We start from the raw sequence: 23407 nt of genomic DNA, 5'->3' as shown, positions 1-23407 counted from the left end.
GCCCGTGCCGGTCGTTTCGGAAAGCTCTCGCCTTAATGAGGCAGTTTTGCAGCCTGCGCCGCGATCTGGCGCGCAACCAGTAAATTGAGCCAATGCCCAATCGTTCCGGTGAAGTTGATGATTTCGGTCGTCATTCTCTTAAGTCTCCATTCGTCCGCGGTCCCAACCTCCTTATGTCCCGCGATCCGCAACTGTTTCGGACCTCGGGCTCCCCGGGCGGGTCGCCGCGGGACGCCCAATCGGAGCGTCCGAGAACGGATATACACGTCCCGATGACAGATTTCAATATCTGTCAGTCAATGATCCGTGATTGACAGTTAACTTTTGTGGGCGGCGTCTCCTCAGCTTGGGCTGGTCCAGGGGCGGTGGATAGCTCGCCGATCCCCCTCGCCTGGGGTCCAGATCGTTTGTTTCGCCCTGCCCGCTCTGCTAAATCACGGCGTAAAAAGCATTTTGGCCGGTCGCCGCCCCCTTGGGCCGCCCGCCCACCTTCCTGGAGCAGTCTGATGATCCCCCGCTATACCCGCCCGGAAATGGCCTCGATCTGGGAGCCGCAGACCCGGTTCAAGATCTGGTTCGAGATCGAGGCGCACGCGGCGGACGCTCTCGCCGAGCTCGGAACGATCCCCAAGGAGGCCGCGAAGACGGTCTGGGCCAAGGCCAAGGACGCCACTTTCGACGTCGCCCGCATCGATGAGATCGAGCGCGAGACCAAGCACGACGTCATCGCCTTCCTGACCCACCTTGCCGAAATCGTCGGCCCCGAAGCGCGCTTCGTGCACCAGGGCATGACCTCCTCCGACGTGCTCGACACCTGCCTCAACGTCCAGCTCACCCGCGCCGCCGACCTCCTGCTCGCCGATCTCGACAAGGTGCTGGCCGCGCTGAAGAAGCGTGCCTTCGAGCACAAGATGACGCCGACTATCGGCCGCAGCCACGGCATCCACGCCGAGCCTGTGACCTTCGGCCTCAAGCTCGCTTATGCCTATGCCGAATTCTCGCGCGCCAAGGAGCGCCTGATCGCGGCGCGCAAGGAAGTCGCGACCTGCGCCATCTCCGGCGCCGTCGGCACCTTCGCCCAGATCGACCCGCGCGTCGAAGAGCACGTCGCCAAGGCGATGGGCCTCGTCCCCGAGCCGATCTCCACTCAGGTCATCCCGCGCGACCGCCATGCGATGTATTTCTCGACGCTTGGCGTGATCGCCTCCTCGGTCGAGCGCATTGCCGTGGAGATCCGCCACATGCAGCGCACCGAGGTGCTGGAGGCCGAAGAGTTCTTCTCCGAAGGGCAGAAGGGCTCGTCCGCGATGCCGCACAAGCGCAACCCGGTGCTGTCGGAAAACCTCACCGGCCTCTCCCGCATGGTCCGCGCCTATGTGACGCCGGCCCTGGAAAACGTCGTGCTCTGGCACGAGCGCGACATCTCGCACTCCTCCGCAGAGCGCATGATGGGCCCGGATGCCACCGTGACGCTCGACTTTGCGCTGGTGCGCCTCGCCGGCCTGATCGACAAGCTGCTGGTGTATCCCGCCAACATGCAGAAGAACCTCGACCGCCTCGGCGGCCTCGTGCATTCGCAGCGCGTGCTGCTGGCGCTGACCCAGAAGGGCGCAAGCCGCGAGGATGCCTACAAGCTGGTGCAGCGCAACGCGATGCCGGTCTGGCGCGGCGAAGGCGACTTCCTCCAGCTCCTGAAGAAGGACACTGAAGTGAAGAAGTATCTCACCGACGCCGAGATCGAGGAGCAGTTCGACCTCGGCTATCACCTCAAGCATGTCGACACGATCTTCAAGCGCGTGTTCGGCGAGAGCTGAGCGCGCGTCCGTAGAAACTGCCGGGTGGTTAGCCGCAGGCATCACCCACCATTCCTCGTGACACGGCGGTGGGTTACGCTACGCTAACCTACCCCACGAACAAGAAACGGATCCCCTCATGCCCATCGTCAACCGCGTTGCCGCCCTCTCCGACGAAATGGCCGCCTGGCGCCATGACTTCCATGAGAACCCGGAGCTGCTCTACGAGGTCCATCGCACCGCCGGCATCGTCGCCGATCGCTTGCGCGAATTCGGCTGCGACGAGGTGGTGACGGGCATCGGCCGGACCGGTGTCGTCGGCGTGATCCGCGGCCGCAAGTCGGCCTCCGGCAAGACCATCGGGCTGCGTGCCGACATGGACGCGCTGCCGATCATGGAGACGTCGGGCGTCGCCTACGCCTCCAAGGTTCCCGGCAAGATGCACGCCTGCGGCCATGACGGCCACACCGCCATGCTGCTCGGTGCCGCCAAATATCTCGCCGAGACGCGCAATTTCGACGGCACCGCGATCATGATCTTCCAGCCTGCGGAGGAAGGCGGCGGCGGCGGCAAGGCGATGGTCGAGGACGGCTTGATGACGCGCTGGAACATCCAGGAGGTCTACGGCATGCACAACATGCCGGGCCTGCCCGAGGGCCATTTCGCGACCACGCCCGGCGCGATGCTGGCCTCCTCCGACAACATCCAGATCACCGTCCACGGCAAGGGCGGCCACGCCGGCGCCGGTCCGCACAAATCCGTCGACAGCGTGCTGATCGGCTCGCAGATCGTCAACGCGCTGCAGTCGATCGTCGCGCGCAACGTCGATCCGCTGAAGTCCGCCGTCATTTCGATCACGCAATTCCACTCCGGCACGGCCTTCAACATCATCCCTGAAGTCGCCGAGCTCGGCGGCACCGTCCGCACGCTCGATCCTGAAGTGCGCGATCTCGTCGAGCGCCGCATCGGCGAGGTCGCCGAAAGCGTCGCCCGCGCCTATGGCGGCTCGGCCGAGACCAAGTACACGCGGATGTATCCGGTGACGATGAACCATGCGCGCGAGGCCGGCCTTGCCGCCGACGTCGCCCGCGACATCGTCGGTGCCGAGCGCGTCAACGACAAGTTCATCCCGATGATGGGCGCCGAGGACTTCTCGTTCATGCTGGAAGCGCGTCCCGGCGCGATGATCCTGGTCGGCATGGGCGACGGCAACGAGTGCCACCACCCGGCCTATGTCTTCAACGACAACATCCTCGGCCACGGCGCCTCCTACTGGGCGCGCCTGGTGGAGACGCGGATGCCGGCGGGCTAGCGTCGCTTCGCGGCAGCCGTGGCCCGGGCGACATTGCCGCCAAAGGGCCACGCAACGCGGAGCCCGTCATCGAGCCGCAGAGCGTTGCCCCGTTGGCTCTTCCGTCTCCAGCGGGCTGGATGCGGTCTCGTCTGAGGCGAGAGGCAGGGTGAACTGAAAGAAGGCGCCCCGCGGCTCGTTTGCGCCGGCCCACATCCGCCCGCCATGCGCCTCGATGATCGAGCGGCAGATGGCGAGACCCATCCCCATGCCTGTGGGCTTGGTGGTGTAGAAGGCTTCGAACAGGCGATCCACGTTCTTCGGATCCAGCCCCGGACCGGAATCCCGCAAGGTGACGTGGACGCCGTCGGATGCATCCCGACCGGTGCTGATCAGCAACTCCCGTCCCCCCTCGCCGACCGCGGCCATCGCCTCGATCGCGTTGACGATCAGGTTGAGCACCACTTGCTGAACTTGAACCCGGTCGGCCTGAATCGGCGGCAAGCCCTCCGCAAATTGCATTCGCACCGAGACGCCGTTCTTGAACGCTTCGCTGCGTGTCAGCGCGATGACCTCAAGCACCGCCGGGTTGATCTCCAGGGTCTCTTTTTGCGGGGGCGCGTTCCTGATGAGCGCCCGGATCCGGCCGATGATGTCGCCGGCTCGCATACCATCACCGGTGATCCAGTCGAGGGTCTGTCGAACCCGCTCCAGGTTTGGCGGTCGCGCCTCCAGCCAATTCAGCCCGGCCTCGGCGTTCGCCACGATCGCGGCGATCGGCTGATTGACTTCATGGGCGATCGAAGCGGTTAGCTGTCCCATCGTGGTGACGCGATTGGCGTGCGCGAGCTCCATCAGCGCTTCACGGTAGCGCCGCTCGTGTTCGCGGCCTTCGGCTTCCGCCCGCTTGAGAGCCGTCAGATCGAGGACGAAGCCGACGCCATGATCCGTACCTTCTCCGAACATGGTCCCACCGATCAGCACCGGAACGCGGCTTCCGTCCTTCCGCACATACTCCTTCTCGAATGGCTGGGCCGTCCCGACCCGCTTCAGTTCCGTCACGGTCTGCAAGTCGCGGTCGCGCCATTCCGGCGGCGTGAGGTCGGTCCGATGCAGGCGCCCTGCGGCGAGATCTTCCCGGTCGTATCCCACGATGCGCAGGAAGGCATCGTTGGCCTCGAGAATGCGCCCCTCGACTTCCCAGATGATGATGCCGATGATGTTGGCATCGAACAGGCGCCTGATCTTGATATCCCGTGCTGCAAGATCACTCTGGAGCTGGATGTTCTCCTCGGTCGCCTCCCGCCGCCGTTTCGCTTCGAGCCGCGCGAGCGCCAGCGCCGCTGCGGCCAGCGCGACGACGAGGACAACGGCGCCGGCGATCAGCCAGGTCCAGCGTTGCTCGAATGCTTCTGCGCGCGCCTCCCGGCCGGCGAGCCGAAAGCGCTCGTGATCCACCATCTGGTCGATTTGCGAGCGGATCTCGTCCATGCTGCGGATCATTGCCAGCGCGGCCAGCCCGGACGTGCCGGCCGTCTTCAGCAGCTCGTCGATCTCGCGCAGCGTGGCTGTAACGGTCAGCGCCAGATGTCCGGCCCGAAGGCCCTGCAACGGATCATCCGCCACCAACATCTGCAGCGCCTGAGCCTCGCGCCGTACGCTTTCGTCAGAGACGCCGTAGGCCTTGAGATAGGCGGGGTCGAGGGTCATGAGATACCCGCGCCTTTCAGTCTCCAGTTCCGCGACGATCGCCCGCAGCCGATCAAGCGTTTCGAGGACCTGGCGGCTATGCTCGATGAAGTGATGAGCTGCTTGCCGCTCCTGCCAATATTGCAGGCCGAGGAAGCTGGTCGCGGCAAACAGGGTCACAAGCACTGCGACCGCAAGGATCAGCGGACGAGCAAACCATCGCAGAGGCAGGGCCCGAACAGGAACGGACATTGGCCGTGGGTCTTCGATGCTCGTGTGACCGCGCGTGTTCTGGTGCCGACGCCAGAGCATGATGGGACAATAGCACGGATAAGGAGGTCGGGAACCCGACATTCATCGGATACGCCAGAGGTCGGGCCGTGATGTCGCAGGACTGCGGCACCGTGCGTGTGCTATGGATGAATGCCCTTGGTTGATTCAAGGAGCATCATCATGGCACAGGGTGAAAACTCATTGAGCCATCCGGCGAGCCGCCGCAGTTTCATCAAGGGACTGGGGGCGGCTGGCGCGGGCCTGACCGCGCTGCCGCGATGGGGCTTTGCCGAGGATTCCGCTGCGGCTAACGCCAACGCCGCGATCGACTGGAAGCAATTTGCGGGACAGACGATCGCACTTTCGGGTGCGATCCATCCGTGGTCGAACGCGATCGCGCCGCTGTTGCCGGAGTTCACCATCCTCACCGGCATCAACGTCACCATCGATTTCCAGCTGGAAACCACCTACCTCGGCGCGCTGCCGATCAGGCTCGCTCGCGGCAGTAGCACGCCCGACGTCTTCATGTTCACGACCTATGGCCAGGGCATCACGAACGGATGGGTGGAGCCACTGAACGGCTATTATTCCATGAAGTCGCTGACCGACCCCGCCTGGTATGACGAGAGCGACCTGCTCAAGACGGCCCGCGCCTTCCCGCTGTGGTCGGACGGCGAACGGTACGCGGTCCCGATTACCTCAGAGGCGACGACCCTGTTCATCAACAGCGATGCGCTGGCAGCCAAGGACCAGCCGGTACCCCAGACTTTCGACGAGCTGCTTGTCACCGCCAAGGCGGTCAAGAGCAACGGGATGTCGGGGATCGCGATGCGGGCCCAGGCGAGCGGCAATTCCTCCCCGCCAGCCATGGGCTTCCTGTTCTCCTACGGTGGAGCCATGGTCGAGCACAACAGGGTCGTTTTCGCGAGCCCTGAGGGGATCGCGGCCGTCGAGATGTACGGACAGTTGCTCGGTCAGGCCGGGCCTGCCGGCGTCGGCAGCTACGAATGGTACCACGTGCTGGACGACTTCCTGCAGGGGCGGACGGCCATGGCGATCGACAGCAGCAACTTCGCGACCGACATTTCCAATCCAGCGAAAAGCCGTGTCGCGAAGCAGGCCGGGTTTGCAACCTTTCCGCATCTCGCCGGTCGCGGCCCCGTCCCCTTCATGTCGCACTGGCAGGCGTGCATCAATTCCAAATCGCGAAACAAGCGCGCGGCTTTCCTGTTCCTGCTCTGGGCGACGAGCAAGGCGACCTCGCTGCAGACTGCTGCAGCAGGGCTGGCGACGACACGCGTGTCGGCCTGGTCGAGCGAGGGCTTCAGGAAGGCGTTCGGTTCGCAGGCCGCCGAGGCGGCGCTGATCAATTTGCAGAATGCCGACGTCGACCGCGCCAAGGCGATTCTTTTCCATCCGCAATCAAGACTGATCCTGGACGCCTTCATGATCGGCGTGAATGAAGTGGTCAACGGTGCGAAATCGGCCAAGGATGCGATGACGGGCGCGGCCGAAAGGGCCAATGCAGCGATCCGCGGGTAGCGGCGAGGCATCACCCGATCGGAAGAGGTGGCCACGGCGGACAAGTCGCCGACTCCCGCTGCGCGGCGATTACCCCTGATATTGCAGCACGTGCATTCCGGCATTCCAGTCCGACACGAACATCAGCCCGTCGGGCCGGACATAGGAATCGCAGGTCTTGGCTGCGAGCGCGACGTTCGGCCGGGGATCGATCAGCTTCTTCGGTACCGGCGGCACCCAATACGCGATCTCCTTCGGCGCAAACTGATCCGTGACGTCAAACACCCTGACGCCGGCATTGTTGTAGGTCGCGAAAATCGTCTCCTCGCTCTGGAAGGAGCCGGGGCGGTTCTCATGCAGATTATGCGGACCGAAGGTGCCCTTCGCACAGAAGTCGCGATCGCGTGGCGTCGGCAGCGTCGCGATCGGCACCGGATTTTGCGGCGCGCGCACGTCAAGCACGAATGTATGAAACAGGCCCTTGGCGCATTGATCCGCATTGGCTTCATCCGCGACGATGGCGAGCTGACGCTTGGGCAGCGGCAGCGGCGTATGCGTGCCGCCGGCGAAGGGCGGCGACCAGTTGATGTGCGAGAGCAGCTTCGGATTGGCGGGATCGCCGATGTCGTGGATGGTGAAGCCGCCGTCGCGCCAGGCGGCATAGCCGCGATCGCCCGCCGTGATCATGTGATGCAGCGCAAAGCGCTTGCCCTTGGGCGTCGCCAGCTCGCCGGCCGCGCGGTTCATGCCCGGCAGCCACCATTTCGCGACGATCTCCGGCTTGGTGATGGCCTTGAGATCGACCACGCAAAGGATGTGGTCGGTGAAGCCGTCGAAATGCGCCGACACATAGGCATAGCGGCCGCCGGGCCACCACAGCCGGTTGATGCCGAAGCCCGGCATTTCGAGGAACGCGACCTCGCGCATCTCGCCCGGTTTCGAGATGTCGTGGATCGACAGGCCGGAGCGGAATTTCTTGGCCTTGGTGATGCTGTCGGCGAGCGAATTCTCGAAATAGCCGCGCATGCTGTCGTAGGACTGCATCGCGACGATGTTGGCGCCGTTCGCAAGCAGCAGCAGGTCTTCCGCCACCTGCAGATGGTGGGTGCGGGTGTATTGCCCGGCAGTGAAGAAATTGACCGGTTTCAGTGCGCGCGGATCGGATGCGTCCAGGATCGTCACGCCGTCGCTGAACATGTGTCCGACATAGACGTGCTGCCGGTTGAACATCACCTGCACGGTGTCGGGCCGGCCGCCGACATCGCTGTACGAGATATGCTTGATGCCCTTGCCGATGCCCTCCGGCGGAATGTCCGGCTCTGACGCCCATGCCGGCCGTGACAATCCGGACAGCGCAGCGGATCCGAACACGGCCGACAATTGTTGAAGGTAATGGCGGCGAGAGAGTTCAGGCATCGGCTTCCCCCCATTTTTTGAGAGGATGATGCGCGCTCGCGGCGAGGCGCGCAAGCCTCGCGTGCCCTTACCTACGCCTGCACCACCTCGTGCCGCATCACGAACGGATCGAGCAGCGTGTGCACCTCACCAGCGACGAGTTCGCGCTGGTCTGCCGGCAGGCCCGCGAGCGTCACAGTGGCGATCGAGCCGTGACTGCCGTGGGCGCCGACCTTCACCCTGCAATCGATGCCGCGCTCAGTGAGCGGCGACAGCACCTTGGCGAACACGCGCTGCGCGGCGTCCCAGCGCAGCTGCGGCTTGAACACCTTGCCGACGCCCGTCACCGGCATCGGGTCGATCGGAATGACCTGTACCGGAACGGCGGCGCGCTCCGGCGTCCGCTCGCGCACCCAGGACTCGAGCTCGCCCGGCTGAATGGTCGCGCCCGGCTTCAGTTGCACGTAACCGACCGGCAGCTCACCCGCATAGGCGTCGGGCTGGCCAACCACGGCGGCGAAGCCGACGGCGGGATGGCGAAACATGATCTCTTCGATCGGCGCCGGATCGATATTGTGGCCGCCGCGGATCACGAGATCCTTGGCGCGGCCGGTGATCCAGAGGTAGCCGTCGGCATCGAGACGTCCGAGGTCGCCGGAGTTGACCCAGACATCGTCGACGAACGCGCCCTTGTTGTGCTCGTCGTTGAGATAGCCGCCGAACACGCCGGGCCCGGCCATGATGACGACGCCAATCTCGTCGGCTGCGCAGTCGCGGATCAGGCGGCCGTCAGCATCGAGCTGCACGATGCGCACGCGCGCGTAAGGCATGGGAAGGCCGACCGAGCCGAGCCGGATCGGCCGGCTGGGATAAGCAAGCGTGTGCACGCTCGAGGTCTCGGTCATGCCGTAGACCTCGACCACCGGCAGCTTCAGCTTCTCCTGGATCGCCGAGCCGACGGCGACGGGAATCGCCGAGCCGCCGCCGGCGGCATATTTCAGGCTGGAGATGTCCGCATTGCCTGGCGGCACCGCAAGCGTGGCCGCCAGCACCGTCGGCACGCTCGACAGCGCCTCCGGCTTGAAGCGCTCCACCAGCCCCCAGATGTTCTTCACCGAATTCGGGTTGCGCCAGCCGCTCGGCGACAGCACGACCAATGAGCCGCCGGCGGACAGCGTCAGCAACACCTGCGTCAGCGATCCCCCGACGTGGAATAGCGGCATGCCGAACAGCATGTTGGCGCCGGGCTTCGACTTCAGCAGCAGATTGAGCGCCCAGGCCTGATAGACCTGATTGGCGTGGGTGTGCCGCACAAGCTTCGGCGTGCCGGTGGTGCCGCCGGTGTGGAAATAGGCGGCGATGTCGCCACCCAGAATCTTGCGCCCGCTGATAAGCCGGTCGGACGGCTGCTGCTTGATCAGGTCGTTGAAGGCGAAGATGCCCTTGTCCGGATCGCCTCCCCCGAACACCTGCACGACCGCCTTGAGGTGTTTGAGCTGCGGACGGATCTGCTCGACCTTTTGCCAGATGTCGGTGCCCGGCATCGGCCCGAGCGCAACCAGAACCTTGGTATTCGCGGCCTCAAGGATCTCCGCGATCTGGTGCGGCTCGAGCAGCGGATTGGCGGGATTGGCGATGCCCGCGGCCTCGGCGCCGAACAGCGTCACGAAGGCGTCGGGCACCAGCGGCAGCATGAAGCTGACGACATCGCCCTTCTCGACGCCGAGCGCGTGAAACATGTTGGCGGCCTGCGTGACGCGCGCGACGAAATCGCGATAGGTGACCATCACAGGCGTATCGGCCGGATCGGCGTTTTGCAGGAACTGGATCGCCGCACCGTCGGGGTTGCGCGCCGCACCGAGCCTGATGGCGTCATAGGTGCTCTCGGCCGCGACGCGATCGGCGTAAGGGACCTGCTCGAAGGCCCGGACCTCTGCGTCCGTCGCGAAGTCCGGATAGTCGTTGCCGATGAACCGATCGAGCGCGTGGATGCCCGCCATGGAATTCCGTCCTCCCTCAGATGCATTTCCCCGCCCCCTGTCTTTTGACATTTTGGTCGGCGAGGCCTCGGCCGATAGCCGGTCGAGCGCCGACAGAATGATGGATGATTGAGCGTTCGTCCATGGCCGAACGGCTACGGCCGTAGCACGCGTCTTCGAGGCCATTGAACCTCCCCGCCCGATCCGGGGACCAAGAACATGCATCGGACTCCCCTGCCAGCGTCCTGCCGCAAGACTTGAGGAAATCATGACCACGCCCCCGCGGCACCGCATCACACGGCTGATTGTCGCGCTCGCCGTGACCTCGGCGATCATGACTTCAGCGATCATGACTTCGGCGATCGTCCTGCCGCGCGCGGCGCGCGCCGAGGACGGCCAGTTCGACAAGATGCGTGCCAGGATCGCCGCCTTCGTCGCCGACAAGATGGAGAAGCTGGGCGGCTCGCGCGTCGTCTACAGGGTCGATACCGACGGCTTGCGCGAGAGCGTCGTCACGGATTTGCGCGACGATGTCTACAAGACCCTGCGCGAGGGCAAGATCGCCTTCTCCGGTCTTGCGATCCGCGACGCCGGCGTGGAGGTGAAGATCGCGGATGCCAAGGGCCGCGAGCAGCTCGCACGCAAGCTCGCGTCGGCCGCGGAGGGATTGCCATCGCACGCGCTCACGGTGACCGATGGCGGCGACGGACTGGTCAGGCTCGCGCCGACCGATGCCGCATCCGCGGCCCGGCTGCGCGATCTCGTTGAAGATTCCATCGCCATGATCGAGCAGCGCCTCAAGGATGCCGGCATCAACCTCGCCAGTGTCCTGCCGGATGGTACGGATCGCATCCGCATTTTCATCCCGGGCATGATGGAGCCCGCCCGCGTGACCGCGGTCTTCGCCAGGAAGGTCAAGGTCAGCTTCCGCCTGATCGACGTCTCGATGCCGGCGGAGCAGGCGCAATCCGGCACGCCGCCCACGGGCACCGAAGTCCTGCCCGGCTTCAAGGACGAGCGCCATTACCTGGTCGCCAAGGACAGCGCGCTCGACGGCGACGACATCAGCTATGCCGGCCCGGGATTTGCCAGCGGCACGAAAGACCCGATCGCCTCGTTCCGCTTCAACGGCCGCGGCACGCGGCGCTTTGCCCACGTCACCGAGGAGAACATCGGAAGGCCCTTCGCCATCGTGCTCGACGGCAAGGTGATCTCCGCCCCCGTGATCCGCGAGCCCATCACCGGCGGCTCCGGCCAGATCTCCGGCAATTTCACCCTGGAGGAAGCCAATAGCGTCGCGATGCTGCTGCGCGCCGGTTCGCTGCCGGGGCACCTCGACCTCGTCGAGCAGCAGGTCGTGCAGCCCGCCGCCAAGCCGTAAGGCTGGTCGCCCTGCGCCCCGCCCCGTCGGGGCGCCACGGTCCACGACGCCGAAGCCCGCGCCCCGGGGGCCCCGAATCACGGGCGCGCGACGGCCATGCGCACAACCAACGGGCAATTGCCGAAACGCCCGATCAGGCTAAAATTTGCCTCTTGCGGCATGGCGGCCGAAGGCTTCATTTCAAGCGGTCGTCATTCGATTTCGGCTATACGTGTCGAGCATACCGACCAGGACTGAAGGCCTTACGCGGGGTTAGTACATGCCGTCCGGCAGCGCAGACATTTCCTCGATCCTCGACCGCATTCTCGATGCGGCGACGGACAACCTCAGGATCGCAAAGATCCTGGTCCAGATGGGCCTCGATCCCAACAACGTCACCTACGACGCGATCTTCAACCGGTTGCTGGAGATCTTTGTCCAAAACATTACGCTGGCCAATCTGTTCGCCGCGGTCGGCGCCGGCTTCTTCGTCGCCACCCTCCTGATGCGGACGATGGTGCCGCTGCGCGTCGCCAACATGGTCGGCTGTGCGTTCTTCGCCGTTTTCGGCGCGCTCTCGGCCAACGTCTCGACCTTCCTCCTCTATCTGCTGCTGCTTCCGATCAACGCCCTGCGCCTGCGGCAGATGCTCAAGCTCGTCAAGAAGGCGCGTCATGCGGCCGAAGGCGACATGTCGATCGAGTGGCTCAAGCCGTTCATGACCGAGCGCAGATATCGCAGTGGCGATACGCTCTTCAAACTGGGCGATCCCGCCAAGGAGATGCTCCTCACGGTCACCGGCAAGTTCCTGGTCAAGGAGATCAATGTCGAGATCGGGCCCGGAGCTCTCATGGGAGAGCTCGGCTTCCTCACGCCGGACAACCGGCGCACCGGAACGATCGAATGCGTCGAGGACGGACAGGTGCTGACGATCACCTATGACCGCTTGCTCGAGATCTATTTTCAGGACCCGCAGTTCGGCTATTACTTCCTGGTGCTGACCAGCCAGCGCCTGCTGCAAAACATCGACCGCTTGCAGAAGCAGCTGGCGAGCGAGCGGTCAACGACCACGAACCGGATCGCGTGAACCGGCGCCGCGGCTCAGCTCAGCAGCAGCGCCATTCCCGGATCGCCCTTCTCCATCGCGCGCCGGTAGGCCGGGCGGGCACCGACGTGGCCGAGATATTTGATCACATTCGGGCAGCGCGACAGGTCATAGGGCTGGAAGTGGCGCATCGTGGTGAGCGAGAAGCCCATCATGATGTCGGCGGTGGTGAAGGTGTCGCCCGCCAGATATTCGGCGTCGCGAACACGCGCATCGACCAGGTCGAAGGCGCGGTCGGTACGCCCTCTGCTCGCGACCAGCATCGGATTGTCCTCGGCGAGCTTGAGCCGGTTCAGGATCATCAGCCGGCCCATGCCGGCCTGCAGCGTACCGTTGGCGAAGTGAAACCAGTACAGGAACTGCGCGAAATCAGGATGATCAGGGCGGAGCGCAAGGCGTCCATCGCCGTATTTGGCCATGATGTAATCGACGATGGCGCCGGACTCGGCGAGCACGAGGTCGCCGTCGGTGATCACGGGCGCACTCCCGATCGGATGCAGCGCCTTGTAGTCGGGCGGCGCCAGCATGGTGACGGAATCGCGCGCGTAGCGCTTCAGTTCGTAGGGAATTCCCAGTTCCTCGCAGAGCCAGACGATGCGCTCGGATTGCGACTTGCCGAGATGGTGAACGGTGAGCATGGCGTCTCCTGCGACCGTGAGTTGGACCTGCCGTGACGCCGCATCTTAACCCGTCGTTGCGAGCGCAGCGAAGCAATCCAGACTGCCACGCGAAAGACTCTGGATTGCTTCGCTGCGCTCGCAATGACGAGGTGGAGAGAGCATGCCCTGACACTTTGCTCTCGTGCCCCGGACGCAGCGCAGCACGAAGTGATGCGCTGCAGAGCCGGGGCCCATGTTGCGGTCGGTACCGTGGCCTCCTGGGTCCCGGCTCTGCGCAGCAGCGTTGCACGCTGCAGCGCGTCCGGGACACGAGACCTACCCCGCCTCGTCCGTCACCATCCGCGCCACGACGCGGTCGCGGCGGATGAAGTGGTGCCAGAGGGCAGCGATCACGTGAATCGCGATCAGCGCCAGCAGCACATAGGCAAAGAGGATGTGGCGGTCCTCATAGGCGCCCGCCGCCGCACGGTCGGGAGAGGTGAATTGCGGCACGTGAAACAGGCCGAAGAAATCGGAATAATCCGGCGTACGCGCGCCGGAATGCGCCCAGCCCAGCATCGCGACCAGGATGACCACGAGATAGAGCGCGCCGTGGCTGACATGGGCCGCGATCTTCTGCCAGCGCGAGGTTTCAGGCGGCATCGCGGGCGTCGGGTTGACGGCGCGCCAGACCAGGCGCAGCACGGTCAGCAGCAGGATCACATAGCCGATATCGGCGTGGATCGAGCGGTAAAAGAAGCGGTCGGGACGCGCCGGGATGTGGTTCATCCACCAGCCGAAGCCGATCATGGCGAGGATGGCCAGCGCCAAAATCCAGTGCAGCCACCGGGAAACGCTGCCCCAGCCGTTACTGGTATTTCTGATCATATCGGCTCTCCGGAGTTTTGCGGATATGTCCCCGTCCGCAGCGCAGCTGCTGATAGCGGGAACTTGCGGCAACCGTGAAATTGAATCGTTCCAAATTGGTCCCAAGCGGCCCCGCCGCAAAACCGCCCCAAAAACCGAATGGTAACCATGGTGCCCTTAAGGTAGCGACGTGACCTATTCCCCGACGATCCTGGTGTTCGATTCCGGCCTTGGCGGACTCACGGTGCTCCGCGAGGTCGTGGCCGCGCGCACGGACGCGCATTTTGTCTATGTCGCCGACGATGCCTTCTTCCCCTATGGCCACCACAGCGAGGACGAGATCATCGCCCGTGTCGTGCCGCTGATGGGCGAACTGATTGGCACGCACGATCCTGACCTCGTCGTCATCGCCTGCAACACGGCGTCCACCCTGGTCCTATCTCACTTGCGCGCCGCTTATTCCCTGCCCTTCGTCGGCACCGTGCCGGCGATCAAGCCCGCCTGCGCGCAGTCGAAGAGCCGCCGCGTCTCGGTGCTCGGCACCAAGGGCACGGTGAAGCGCGAATACACCAAGGCGCTGATCCGCGATTTCGCGCTGGGTTGCGAGGTGACATTGGTCGGCTCGCCCGAGCTCGCCTCGCTGGCAGAAGCCGCGCTCAGCGGCCATCCGATCAGCGACGGCGACATCCTCGCCGAACTCGCCCCCTGCTTCGTCGGTGATCCCGCGGACGCGACATCGCGCACCGACACCGTGGTGCTCGCCTGCACGCACTATCCGCTGCTGCTCGACCGGATGAAGACGCTCGCGCCCTGGCCGGTCGAATGGATTGACCCCGCGCCCGCCATCGCCCGCCGCGTCTCCGACCTGCTCGGCGCGCAAATCGGCGGCATCGCGCAGTCCGGCGCCGAGATGATCTTCACCTCGAACCGCGTGCATGGGCTTTCGGCCACGCTGACGCCGTTCTTCGGCGGACGCGCACTGGTCTGACCTTGCGCCTCGACGGCGCGCTGCTAGGTTTCGCCGTCGCCATCTTCGCAGGTTCATCCCCATGCCGGTCCCCGCAACGCCGCTCAATCGCCTCCGCCAATTGTGGAGCGAAGGGCGCCCCGCCTTCGGCGCAATCGCGACAATCCCGAGCGTGCAGACCGTACAGATCATGGCGCGCTCGCTCGACTGGATCATCGTCGATCTCGAGCATGGCCCGATTGGCTTGACCGAAGCGCATGCGATGATTGCGGCCACGACAGGCACGCCATGCACGCCCCTGGTGCGGATCGCGGCTAACGAGCCGTGGCTTGCGAAAGCGCCGATGGACATCGGCGCCTTCGGCATCAATTTCCCGATGATCACCAATCGCGCCGAAGCCGAGAAGGCGGTGCGCAGCGTGCGCTATCCGCCGCGCGGCGATCGTCTCTGGGGTCCGTTCCACGCGCCGTTCCGCTGGGGCCAGTCGATGCCGGACTACATGGCCGGTGCCGACGACGAGATGATCTGCATGATCACCATCGAGCATGTCGAGGCCGTCAATCGCATCGACGAGATCATGGCGACGCCGGGCATCGACGTCGCGGTGATCGGCCCCGGCGATCTCGCGACGTCCATCAACAAGCGCGGGCAGATGGACGATCCGGAATTGCTGGAGCTGGTCGCCCGCGCCGAGGCCGGCATCCTCAAAAGCGGCGTGCCGATCGGCGGCGTCGCCCGCACCGCAGACCAGGCCAACGCCCTGGTCGACCGCGGTTATCGCGCGATCGCGCTGGGTTTCGACTGGTCGCTGTTCCAGCGCGGCATCATGGCGGCGTTCGAGGGAATCAAGCGCTGAACGAGCCGATCGCGGCCTTGCCGGGAACTGCGACGCTGCTAGGGTCGGCGGTTCCAGGGAGGAAGAACCATGCTCAAAAAGACTTTGCTCGCTCTCGCCTTCACCAGCCTCGCCGTTGCGGCCTTCGCCCAGCAGACCGGCATCAAGCGGACCCCACTGCAGAAGGTCGAATTTCCCGACGGCTACAACACCGTCACCGCCATCGCAGAGGTCCCGGCGGGCGGCGCGGCCGGACGCCATACCCATCCTGGGGTCGAAACCGGCTACGTGCTCGAAGGCGAGCTGAATCTCCTCATCGACGGCCAGCCGGAGAAAACCCTGAAAGCCGGGGATTCCTACCAGATCCCGGCAGGCGTCGTGCACGACGCCAAGGCTCATGGCGACAAGACCATGAAAGTGCTTGGAGTTTATATCGTCGACAAGACCAAGCCGCTGGCCTCGCCGGCGCCCTGATGCGGCAAACCGACCGGCCCCAGGCGGGTTGGTTCGTGCTAGAGCACGCGGCGAGCGGGCCACCCGCTCACTGCACATATTTTAGTCCGCAGGAACCGAAAGACCCATGCGCGGGACGCCCAAGACCATTTCGCTGCCGCGCCGCCTGATTTGCGACCTCATGCGGGCGTCGATGGACGTGCCATTCGTCTCGCTCTCCCGCCCCCTCAATATCCGCCCCCTGCTGGAGGCGCGTGCCGGAGCGATGGCGCCCTCCGGCTGGGCCGCAATGTTCGTCAAGGCCTTTGCCCTGGTCGCCAGGGACGAGCCGGTCCTGCGCACCGTCTACGCCAAATGGCCCTGGCCGATGCTCTACGAGCTGCCCAATAGCGTGGCGTCGGTGGCGATCGCCCGGGTCCAAGACGGCGAGGAATGCGTGATGCCGCAGCGAATCGCGGCTCCCGAAGCCATGGCGCTGGCCGCGGTGGACGCCGAAATCCGGCGTGCCAAGACGGCCCCGGTCGAAGAGGTTCCCATGTTCCGCAAGGTCATGCGGGCCACCCGCCTGCCGCTGCCGCTGCGGCGGCTGTGCTGGGCGGTCGGGCTGAATTTCGGCCGGCAGCGCGGCAACTGGTTCGGCAGTTTTGCCGTGAGCTCGGTGGCTGCCTATGGCGGCGGCGAGCTCCATCCCATCACGCCGGGCCCGTTCATCGTCAGCTATGGGGTGGTCGAGGGCGACCAGACCATCCATGTCGTGATCCGCTGGGACCACCGGGTCACCGACGCCGCCCCCATTGCCCGGGTCCTGACCCGGCTGGAACAGGTCCTTAACACTGAAATCGCTGCCGAATTGCGCGCGGCCGGGCCGAAGCCGATCCGGGCGGTCCGGACATGATTTCGGGGCTATTCGCATTGACAGAACGGCCCAAACTCACCTAAAAGCCGCCTGCTCGCGGGCCGATTTCGGCCCGCGAAGCGTTTCGCGACCCGTGGTCCTCTCCCTTAAGCTTTGGGGATCGGACCTGTCAGTGCCGGGCCCAGCCCGTCACACAGGAGGGCGCGTTTCCTCAAACCATGTACCTGAAGAGGACGCGATGACTAAGCGCAGTGAGGCGAAGTACAAACTCGATCGCCGTATGGGCCAGAACATCTGGGGCCGCCCGAAGAGCCCCGTCAACCGCCGCGAGTACGGCCCCGGCCAGCACGGCCAGCGCCGCAAGGGCAAGCTCTCCGACTTCGGCGTGCAGCTGCGCGCCAAGCAGAAGCTGAAGGGCTACTACGCCAACATTTCCGAGCGTCAGTTCCACGGCATCTATGTCGAGGCGAGCCGCCTCAAGGGTGACACCGGCGAGAACCTGATCGGTCTCCTGGAGCGTCGTCTCGACGCGGTCGTGTACCGCGCCAAGTTCGTCTCCACGATCTTCGCCGCGCGCCAGTTCATCAACCACGGCCACGTCAAGGTGAACGGCCGCAAGGTGAACATCTCGAGCTACCAGCTCAAGATCGGCGACGTGATCGAGGTCAAGGAAGCCTCCAAGCAGCTCGCCCACGTGCTCGAAGCCAGCCAGCTCCCCGAGCGCGACACCCCCGACTATCTCGAAGTCGACCACGGCAAGATGACCGCCAAGTATGTGCGCATCCCCGGCCTCTCCGACGTGCCGTTCCCGGTGCAGATGGAGCCGCATCTGGTCGTCGAATTCTATTCGCGCTGATAGTTCGGCAGAACGACATTCAAAGGCCCCGGTTCACCGGGGCCTTTTTGTTTGAGCCGGCGATTCCCACAGGCCATCTGTGCTATGATTGCACATCGCGGAGTTGAGCATGACTCGTCTTCTGGAAGAGGCCTTCAGCAAAGTTTCCGGGCTGCCCGATTCAGAGCAGGACGAACTGGCGCGGACCCTGCTTGAGCTTGCCGGGGTCGATCAGCCACCAATCGAGCTGACGGCGGCGGAAGAGGCAGATCTCGCCGAGGCCGAAGCCGAAATCGCCCGCGGCGAGCTGGCCAGCGCCGACGAAGTCCGCGCGATGTGGGCTAAGCACGGGCTGTAAAGGTCCGCTATACGAAGCGGGCGCTCGCCCAAATCGACCAAATTCTGACCTACATCAGGCGCACTCGCCCCAAGGCGCGGGCCACGTGCGCGGCCGCATTGTCGCTCTCATAGCATTGCTAGAGACCTACCCCCACGCAGGGCGAACGACTACGCGTGCATACGTCCGTCGCTTGCCGGTCAACCCTTATCCCTATCTGATCGATTATCGTGTGACCGAGACAGAAATCGTTATTATGCGGTTTCGTCACGCCGCCCGGCGTCCACCCAGAGCTCGCTGACCGCGAGCGAGTGCCATTCCCCTCAGGGAGCAAGTTGATGCTCTATACCCCTCCCCCGATCGATCCCAAGGCGCCGCCGGTGCGCATCAATCTGCTTTCGGACACGCAGACCAAGCCGACGGCTGCGATGCGCGAGGCGATGGCGCGAGCGGAGGTCGGCGACGAGCAGCTCGGCGACGATCCGACCGTGAACGCACTGTGCGAGCGCGTCGCCGCGCTGCTCGGCAAGGAAGCCGCGGTCTACATGCCCTCAGGCACGATGTGCAACGTCACCGCGACGCTGGTGCATTGCCGTCCCGGCGACGAGATCCTCGCCCACGAGAGCGCGCACATCATCGCCCGCGAGGGCGGCGCGCATGCCGCGATCGGCGGCTTCCAGGTGACCCAGCTCAAGGGACCCGACGGCCAGTTCACGCCGGAGACCTTTCGCAAGGCACTGCATCCGCGGACGCGCTACCAGCCGCCGCAGACCGTCGTCAGCGTCGAGCAGACCGCCAATATCGGCGGCGGCACGATCTGGAAGAAGGCAGCGCTCGACGAGATCGTCGCGATCGCCAAGCAGCACGGCCTCGTCACCCACATGGACGGTGCGCGCCTGCTCAACGCCACCGTCGCAAGCGGCATCTCCCCGCGCGACATGACGGCGGGGTGGGATTCGGCGTGGATCGATTTCTCCAAAGGCCTGGGCGCGCCGATCGGCGGCGTGCTGGCGGGCTCGCGCGCCTTCATCGACGCGGTCTGGCAGTGGAAACAGCGCCTCGGCGGCTCAATGCGGCAAGCCGGCGTCTGCGCGGCCGCCTGCATCTACGCGCTCGACCATCACGTCGACCGTCTCGCCGACGACCACGCCAACGCGCGCGCGCTCGCCCGCGGCCTGTCGCAGATCGCAGGCGTCGAGGTGCAGGAGCCCGAGACCAATCTCGTGTTCTTCAAGCCTGATGGCGCCGGAATTGCCGGCGACAAGATGGTCGCCGCACTGCGCCAGCGCGGCGTGACGCTCGCGATGATGGACGGCCGCATCCGCGCCTGCACCCATCTCGACGTCAATGCGGCCCAGGTCGAGGAAACGATCGGGTACGTGCGCGAGATCGTGCGCGGGGCGTAAGTCCGTAGCCCGGATGGAGCGCAGCGAAATCCGGGGTCCTCGCCTCGCGGAAAGATGTTCCCGGATTGCGCGGAGCCTGTCATCGGGCGGCGCTTCGCGCCGACCCGTTGGCTCCATCCGGGCTACGAAGGCGGCTAGCTACCGCCCCATCGCCTGATAGATCAGCGTCTTCAACGCGAGCTGAATCCGGCCGCGCTGCGACGGGGTCTGCACCATGAAGATCCCGAACAGATCGTCTTCGGGATCGATGAAGAAGAAGGTGCCGCCGACGCCGTCCCAGCGATATTCGCCAAGCGGCCACGATGTCCCTGATGGCACCGAGGTGCGCACCGCGAAACCGAGGCCGAAGCCGGAGCTTCCGCCCGGATAGTAATTCTGATCGCGCGCGATCTTCGTCGCGGGGCCGATATGATCCGACGCCATCAGCGCGATGGTCTCCGGCTTGAGATAGCGCCGGCCTTCATAGCTGCCGCCGTTGAGCAGCATCTGCGAGAAGCGCGCGTAGTCACCGACCGTACCGACAAGGCCGCCGCCGCCCGACTCCCACCTCAGCGGTTTCCGGGGATCGCGGACCTGCGTCATCGGACTGATCGCGCGATCCTGCGGCATCGGCTCGGCGATGCGCGGCCACTTGGCAGGATCGGCGACATAGTATGCGGTGTCCGTCATCCCGAGCGGATCGAGCAGCCGCTCCTTCTCGAACGCGAACAGCGATTTCCCCGATATGACCTCGACGATGCGGCCGAGCACGTCCGTGGAGTGGCCATAGTCCCAGTTCGTGCCGGGCTGTTCGGCGAGCGGAAGCGTGGTGATCTTCGCGACGAGTTCGGCGTTGGTCAAAGCTTTGTTGTCGAAGAGACCGGCGTCGGCATAGAGCTTGTTCACCAAGCCCCCGCCATAATAGCCGTAGGGCAGCCCGGCAGTGTGGCGCATCAAATCCTCGATCGTCACGGGGCGACTGAGCGGCTCCAGCGCCAGCGCAGCCTTGCCGTCCTCGGCCTTCGTCTCGACACCGACCTTCATCGCGCCAAAGGCCGGAATGTACTTTGCGACGGGATCATCGAGCGAGAGCTTGCCCTGCTCGACCAGCATCATCGCCATGACTGTCGTGACCGGCTTCGACATCGAATAGAGCCGGAAGATCGTGTCCGCGCTCATCGAGATCTCGGTGGCGACATCGCGGACGCCGAAATTCTCGTAATAGACCGGCTTGCCGTGCTGCTGGAGCAGCAGGATCGCGCCCGGAAAGGTGCCGGCTGCGACCTCGCTCCTGATGTAGTCGGAAACCTTTGCCAGACCTTCTGGCGAGAAAGTGTGGGCGCGCCCCTCGGAGCCCGCCTGCGCACCACCTGCACCGAACAAAAGAACGAGCGCCGCGATCAGCGCGCGGCGCCCGAACATGTCACTTCTCCATTGCTTCATAAACCAACTGCTTCAATGTCCGCTGCACGCGCTGGCGCTCGGTCGGGGTCTGCTCCAGCAGCACGAAGAACATGTCCTGCTTGGGGTCGATGACGAAATAGCAACCGGAGGCGCCGTCCCACTTCAATTCCCCGAGATCGCCGGGCGGCGGCGGCTTGGCGTTGCCGGGATCGGTGCGGACCGCAAGGCCGAGGCCGAAGCCGAACCCGTCGCCGGGGAAATAGAAATAGTCGCGACTGACCCCCGAGGTCGGGCCGACCTGGTCGGTCACCATCAGCTTGAACGTCTCGGGCTTGAGGATGGTCTTGCCGTCGAGGCTGCCGCCATTGAGCAGCATCTGCGCAAAGCGCTCATAGTCCGCCATGGTCGTAACCATGCCGCCGCTGGCGAATTGAATCTTTTTGACAACCGTCGGATCATTGATCCGGCCGACACGAAAATCGGCGTCATTCGGCACCGGCTGCGCCAGAAGCTTCTGCTTCTCGGGCCCGGTGACGAAGAAGCCGGTGTCGACCATGCCGAGCGGATCGAGCAGCTTCTCCCGCTCGATCTCGAGCAGCGGCTTGCCGGTTGCGACCTCCATGACTCGCGCCAGAATGTCGGTGGAATGGCCGTATTGCCACAGCGCGCCCGGCTGGTTGTGCAACGGCAGTTTTGCGATGCGCTCGGCGAACTCGGCGAGATCGAAATCGCCGTCATAGATCTTGGCGTCGCGATAGGCCTTGCGGACCAGGCTGTCGCCGTAGAAGCCATAGGTGACGCCAGACGTGTGCGTCATCAGATCCTTCACCGTCATCGGCCGGCTCAGCGGCGCGAGTTCGAGCGACTTGGTGCCGTCGTCGGCCTTCTTCTCGACGCCGACCTTCACATTGGCGAAGGACGGAATGTATTTCGAGACGGGATCGTCGAGCTTGATCTTGCCGTCCTCGATCAACTGCACCGCAACGACGGAGGTGATCGCCTTGCTCATCGAGAACAGGCGGAAGATGGTCTGGTCCGTGATCGGCGCCTTGCTCACCACGTCCTGCACGCCGAAGGCTTCGCGGAAGACCGGCTTGCCGTGCTGCTTGATCAGCACTGTCGCGCCGGCGATCTTGCCGGTCGCGACCTCGTTGTTGAAGAACTCGCTGACCTTGGCGAGCTTGTCCTGATTGAAATGCGCGCCGGCCGGAATCTCGTAGGTGCCTTCGGCGCGCGCGAGCGACATCGCACCCAGCGACACCAGTGCGCCGCAAATCAACGCACGCAGTCCGAAATGTGAATTCATATCCCCTCCCCGGAAGGTGGCCGAGCGGAGTGTACTGACCACGTCATCAGGCACAAGGGCTGCTGTACCGCGCCAGAACGTCCGTGTGGAGCGCGGCGCTTGTCTCCGAGAAACAACAGAATATGACGTGGGTGACCAGCGGCGTAGCCGGCAGGGCTTCAATGGTCGTGTGGACCGCAATCTTCGCGGCCTGGTCGGCCGGAAAGCGATATACCCCGGTCGAGATCGCGGAGAAGGCTAGAGAGTTCAGTCTATTGGCCTGGGAGAGCTCAAGCGCACGGCGATAACAGGAACGCAGCGAATCCGCCTCGCCGCGGCTGCCGCCGTGCCAGACGGGGCCGACTGCGTGGATCACATGTCGCGCGCGCAGACGGTAGCCCTTCGTGATCTTGGCATCGCCGGTCGGACATCCCCCGAGCGTCCGGCACTCGGCCAGAAGCTCGGGACCGGCAGCGTCGTGGATTGCGCCATCAACGCCGCCTCCGCCAAGGAGAGACGAATTTGCGGCGTTGACGATGGCGTCAACGCCGAGTGTCGTGATGTCAGCGACGATAACCTCGAGCTCGGCGCCGCCAATGCGGCGCGTCAGCTGGGTCACGTGTCAGGCCGCGACGGCGACGCCCTTCTCGGAGAGCAGCTGCTGCAGTTCGCCGGCCTGGAACATCTCACGGATGATGTCGCAGCCGCCGACGAACTCGCCCTTCACATAGAGCTGCGGAATGGTCGGCCAGTTCGAATATTCCTTGATGCCGTTACGCAGTTCGGCGGATTCGAGGACGTTGAGGCCCTTATAACCAACGCCGATGTGGTCGAGGATCTGGACGACCTGGCCGGAGAAACCGCACTGCGGAAACTGCGGCGTTCCCTTCATGAACAGAACCACGTCGTTCGACTTGACTTCGTTGGCGATGAATTCCGCGATGCTCATATCCGTGTCCTTCTGGGGCGGAGCCCTCAACAATCACTCCGGGCCGGCTCAGCCGATTTAACCCGATACCTGCCTATATATGTAGCCCAAACCGTTGTGCATCCAAAGTAAAATGGCGGCGAACAGCCCTTGGGGCCGGTCCAGGCCACGCCGGCCCCATTACATGATGCCACGAATATCATCGCCGGGGAGGACTTTCATACCGTAACGGAGCCCCTATCTAGGACGA

The 23407-nt window shown here is 64.6% G+C and carries 22 protein-coding genes; 13 read left to right on the top strand and 9 right to left on the bottom strand.

The genetic code is table 11. From position 1 onward, the window contains the following. The first annotated feature begins 506 nt into the window (after positions 1-506). Positions 507-1814: an adenylosuccinate lyase gene (gene purB, locus AB7G19_RS15590; RefSeq protein ID WP_014494164.1), complete on the top strand. Its 1308-nt coding sequence runs from the start codon at positions 507-509 to the stop codon at positions 1812-1814. A gap of 118 nt (positions 1815-1932) precedes the next feature. Beyond that, positions 1933-3105: a M20 aminoacylase family protein gene (locus AB7G19_RS15585; protein ID WP_085404318.1), complete on the top strand. Its 1173-nt coding sequence runs from the start codon at positions 1933-1935 to the stop codon at positions 3103-3105. A gap of 66 nt (positions 3106-3171) precedes the next feature. Here the strand turns inward: AB7G19_RS15585 and AB7G19_RS15580 are convergent, their stop codons facing one another. Next, positions 3172-5025, bottom strand: coding sequence for an ATP-binding protein (locus AB7G19_RS15580; RefSeq protein WP_166353247.1), 1854 nt, complete (start codon positions 5023-5025; stop codon positions 3172-3174). A 201-nt stretch (positions 5026-5226) separates the two neighbouring features. Between AB7G19_RS15580 and AB7G19_RS15575 the strand changes: the two genes are divergently transcribed. Beyond that, positions 5227-6588 (top strand): ABC transporter substrate-binding protein, encoded by a 1362-nt coding sequence (locus AB7G19_RS15575; RefSeq protein ID WP_071912426.1) that lies wholly within the window; start codon positions 5227-5229, stop codon positions 6586-6588. A 69-nt stretch (positions 6589-6657) separates the two neighbouring features. Here AB7G19_RS15575 and AB7G19_RS15570 read toward each other — a convergent pair whose 3' ends face one another. Continuing rightward, positions 6658-7983 (bottom strand): LVIVD repeat-containing protein, encoded by a 1326-nt coding sequence (locus AB7G19_RS15570; protein WP_166342495.1) that lies wholly within the window; start codon positions 7981-7983, stop codon positions 6658-6660. 71 nt (positions 7984-8054) lie between these two features. After that, entirely contained in the window at positions 8055-9962 is a 1908-nt protein-coding gene (locus tag AB7G19_RS15565; RefSeq protein WP_354130325.1) for an acyl-CoA synthetase, read from the bottom strand. A gap of 247 nt (positions 9963-10209) precedes the next feature. Here AB7G19_RS15565 and AB7G19_RS15560 point away from each other — a divergent pair, with 247 nt between their 5' ends. Continuing rightward, entirely contained in the window at positions 10210-11322 is a 1113-nt protein-coding gene (locus tag AB7G19_RS15560; protein ID WP_354130326.1) for a SecDF P1 head subdomain-containing protein, read from the top strand. A gap of 259 nt (positions 11323-11581) precedes the next feature. Continuing rightward, the gene (locus tag AB7G19_RS15555) at positions 11582-12388 is read left to right on the top strand and encodes a Crp/Fnr family transcriptional regulator (protein WP_071912420.1); all 807 of its coding nucleotides are present in this window, start codon (positions 11582-11584) and stop codon (positions 12386-12388) included. 14 nt (positions 12389-12402) lie between these two features. Here the strand turns inward: AB7G19_RS15555 and AB7G19_RS15550 are convergent, their stop codons facing one another. Both AB7G19_RS15550 and AB7G19_RS15545 read right to left on the bottom strand, forming a co-directional pair. Further along, on the bottom strand, positions 12403-13044 hold the full coding sequence (locus AB7G19_RS15550) for a glutathione S-transferase family protein (RefSeq protein WP_354130327.1): 642 nt from the start codon (positions 13042-13044) through the stop codon (positions 12403-12405). Positions 13045-13341: 297 nt separating this feature from the next. Continuing rightward, entirely contained in the window at positions 13342-13893 is a 552-nt protein-coding gene (locus AB7G19_RS15545) for a cytochrome b (protein ID WP_354130328.1), read from the bottom strand. Positions 13894-14062: 169 nt separating this feature from the next. Between AB7G19_RS15545 and murI the strand changes: the two genes are divergently transcribed. The 8 genes from murI (at position 14063) to AB7G19_RS15505 (ending at position 19561) form a co-directional block, all read left to right on the top strand. Continuing rightward, on the top strand, positions 14063-14860 hold the full coding sequence (gene murI, locus AB7G19_RS15540) for a glutamate racemase (RefSeq protein ID WP_354130329.1): 798 nt from the start codon (positions 14063-14065) through the stop codon (positions 14858-14860). 61 nt (positions 14861-14921) lie between these two features. After that, positions 14922-15695 carry an HpcH/HpaI aldolase family protein gene (locus tag AB7G19_RS15535; RefSeq protein ID WP_028147477.1) on the top strand — a complete coding sequence of 258 codons (774 nt, stop codon included), beginning with the start codon at positions 14922-14924 and terminating at the stop codon, positions 15693-15695. Positions 15696-15764: 69 nt separating this feature from the next. Beyond that, positions 15765-16148 carry a cupin domain-containing protein gene (locus AB7G19_RS15530; RefSeq protein WP_354130330.1) on the top strand — a complete coding sequence of 128 codons (384 nt, stop codon included), beginning with the start codon at positions 15765-15767 and terminating at the stop codon, positions 16146-16148. A 106-nt stretch (positions 16149-16254) separates the two neighbouring features. After that, positions 16255-17022, top strand: coding sequence for an acyltransferase (locus AB7G19_RS15525; protein WP_208087607.1), 768 nt, complete (start codon positions 16255-16257; stop codon positions 17020-17022). A gap of 199 nt (positions 17023-17221) precedes the next feature. After that, positions 17222-17839, top strand: a complete 618-nt coding sequence (gene rpsD, locus AB7G19_RS15520; protein ID WP_071912408.1) for a 30S ribosomal protein S4 — start codon at positions 17222-17224, stop codon at positions 17837-17839. A 109-nt stretch (positions 17840-17948) separates the two neighbouring features. Next, positions 17949-18176, top strand: coding sequence for a hypothetical protein (locus tag AB7G19_RS15515; RefSeq protein WP_135215423.1), 228 nt, complete (start codon positions 17949-17951; stop codon positions 18174-18176). An 85-nt stretch (positions 18177-18261) separates the two neighbouring features. Then, positions 18262-18456, top strand: coding sequence for a type II toxin-antitoxin system RelE/ParE family toxin (locus tag AB7G19_RS15510; protein ID WP_244623240.1), 195 nt, complete (start codon positions 18262-18264; stop codon positions 18454-18456). A gap of 37 nt (positions 18457-18493) precedes the next feature. Beyond that, entirely contained in the window at positions 18494-19561 is a 1068-nt protein-coding gene (locus tag AB7G19_RS15505) for a threonine aldolase family protein (protein ID WP_354130331.1), read from the top strand. Positions 19562-19699: 138 nt separating this feature from the next. Here the strand turns inward: AB7G19_RS15505 and AB7G19_RS15500 are convergent, their stop codons facing one another. The 4 genes from AB7G19_RS15500 to grxD are packed head-to-tail and all read right to left on the bottom strand — an operon-like array spanning position 19700 to position 23178. After that, positions 19700-20962, bottom strand: coding sequence for a serine hydrolase domain-containing protein (locus AB7G19_RS15500; protein ID WP_354130332.1), 1263 nt, complete (start codon positions 20960-20962; stop codon positions 19700-19702). A 1-nt stretch (position 20963) separates the two neighbouring features. Further along, positions 20964-22250 carry a serine hydrolase domain-containing protein gene (locus tag AB7G19_RS15495; RefSeq protein WP_354130333.1) on the bottom strand — a complete coding sequence of 429 codons (1287 nt, stop codon included), beginning with the start codon at positions 22248-22250 and terminating at the stop codon, positions 20964-20966. Between the two features lie 46 nt (positions 22251-22296). Beyond that, positions 22297-22848: an O-acetyl-ADP-ribose deacetylase gene (locus AB7G19_RS15490; RefSeq protein WP_208072079.1), complete on the bottom strand. Its 552-nt coding sequence runs from the start codon at positions 22846-22848 to the stop codon at positions 22297-22299. 3 nt (positions 22849-22851) lie between these two features. Then, positions 22852-23178 (bottom strand): Grx4 family monothiol glutaredoxin, encoded by a 327-nt coding sequence (gene grxD / locus AB7G19_RS15485; RefSeq protein WP_354130334.1) that lies wholly within the window; start codon positions 23176-23178, stop codon positions 22852-22854. Between the last annotated feature and the right edge of the window lie 229 nt (positions 23179-23407).

This window comes from Bradyrhizobium sp. 215_C5_N1_1 (assembly GCF_052075935.1).
Taxonomy (GTDB): Bacteria; Pseudomonadota; Alphaproteobacteria; order Rhizobiales; family Xanthobacteraceae; genus Bradyrhizobium; species Bradyrhizobium barranii.
This window is presented reverse-complemented; position numbering and strand designations above follow the sequence as displayed.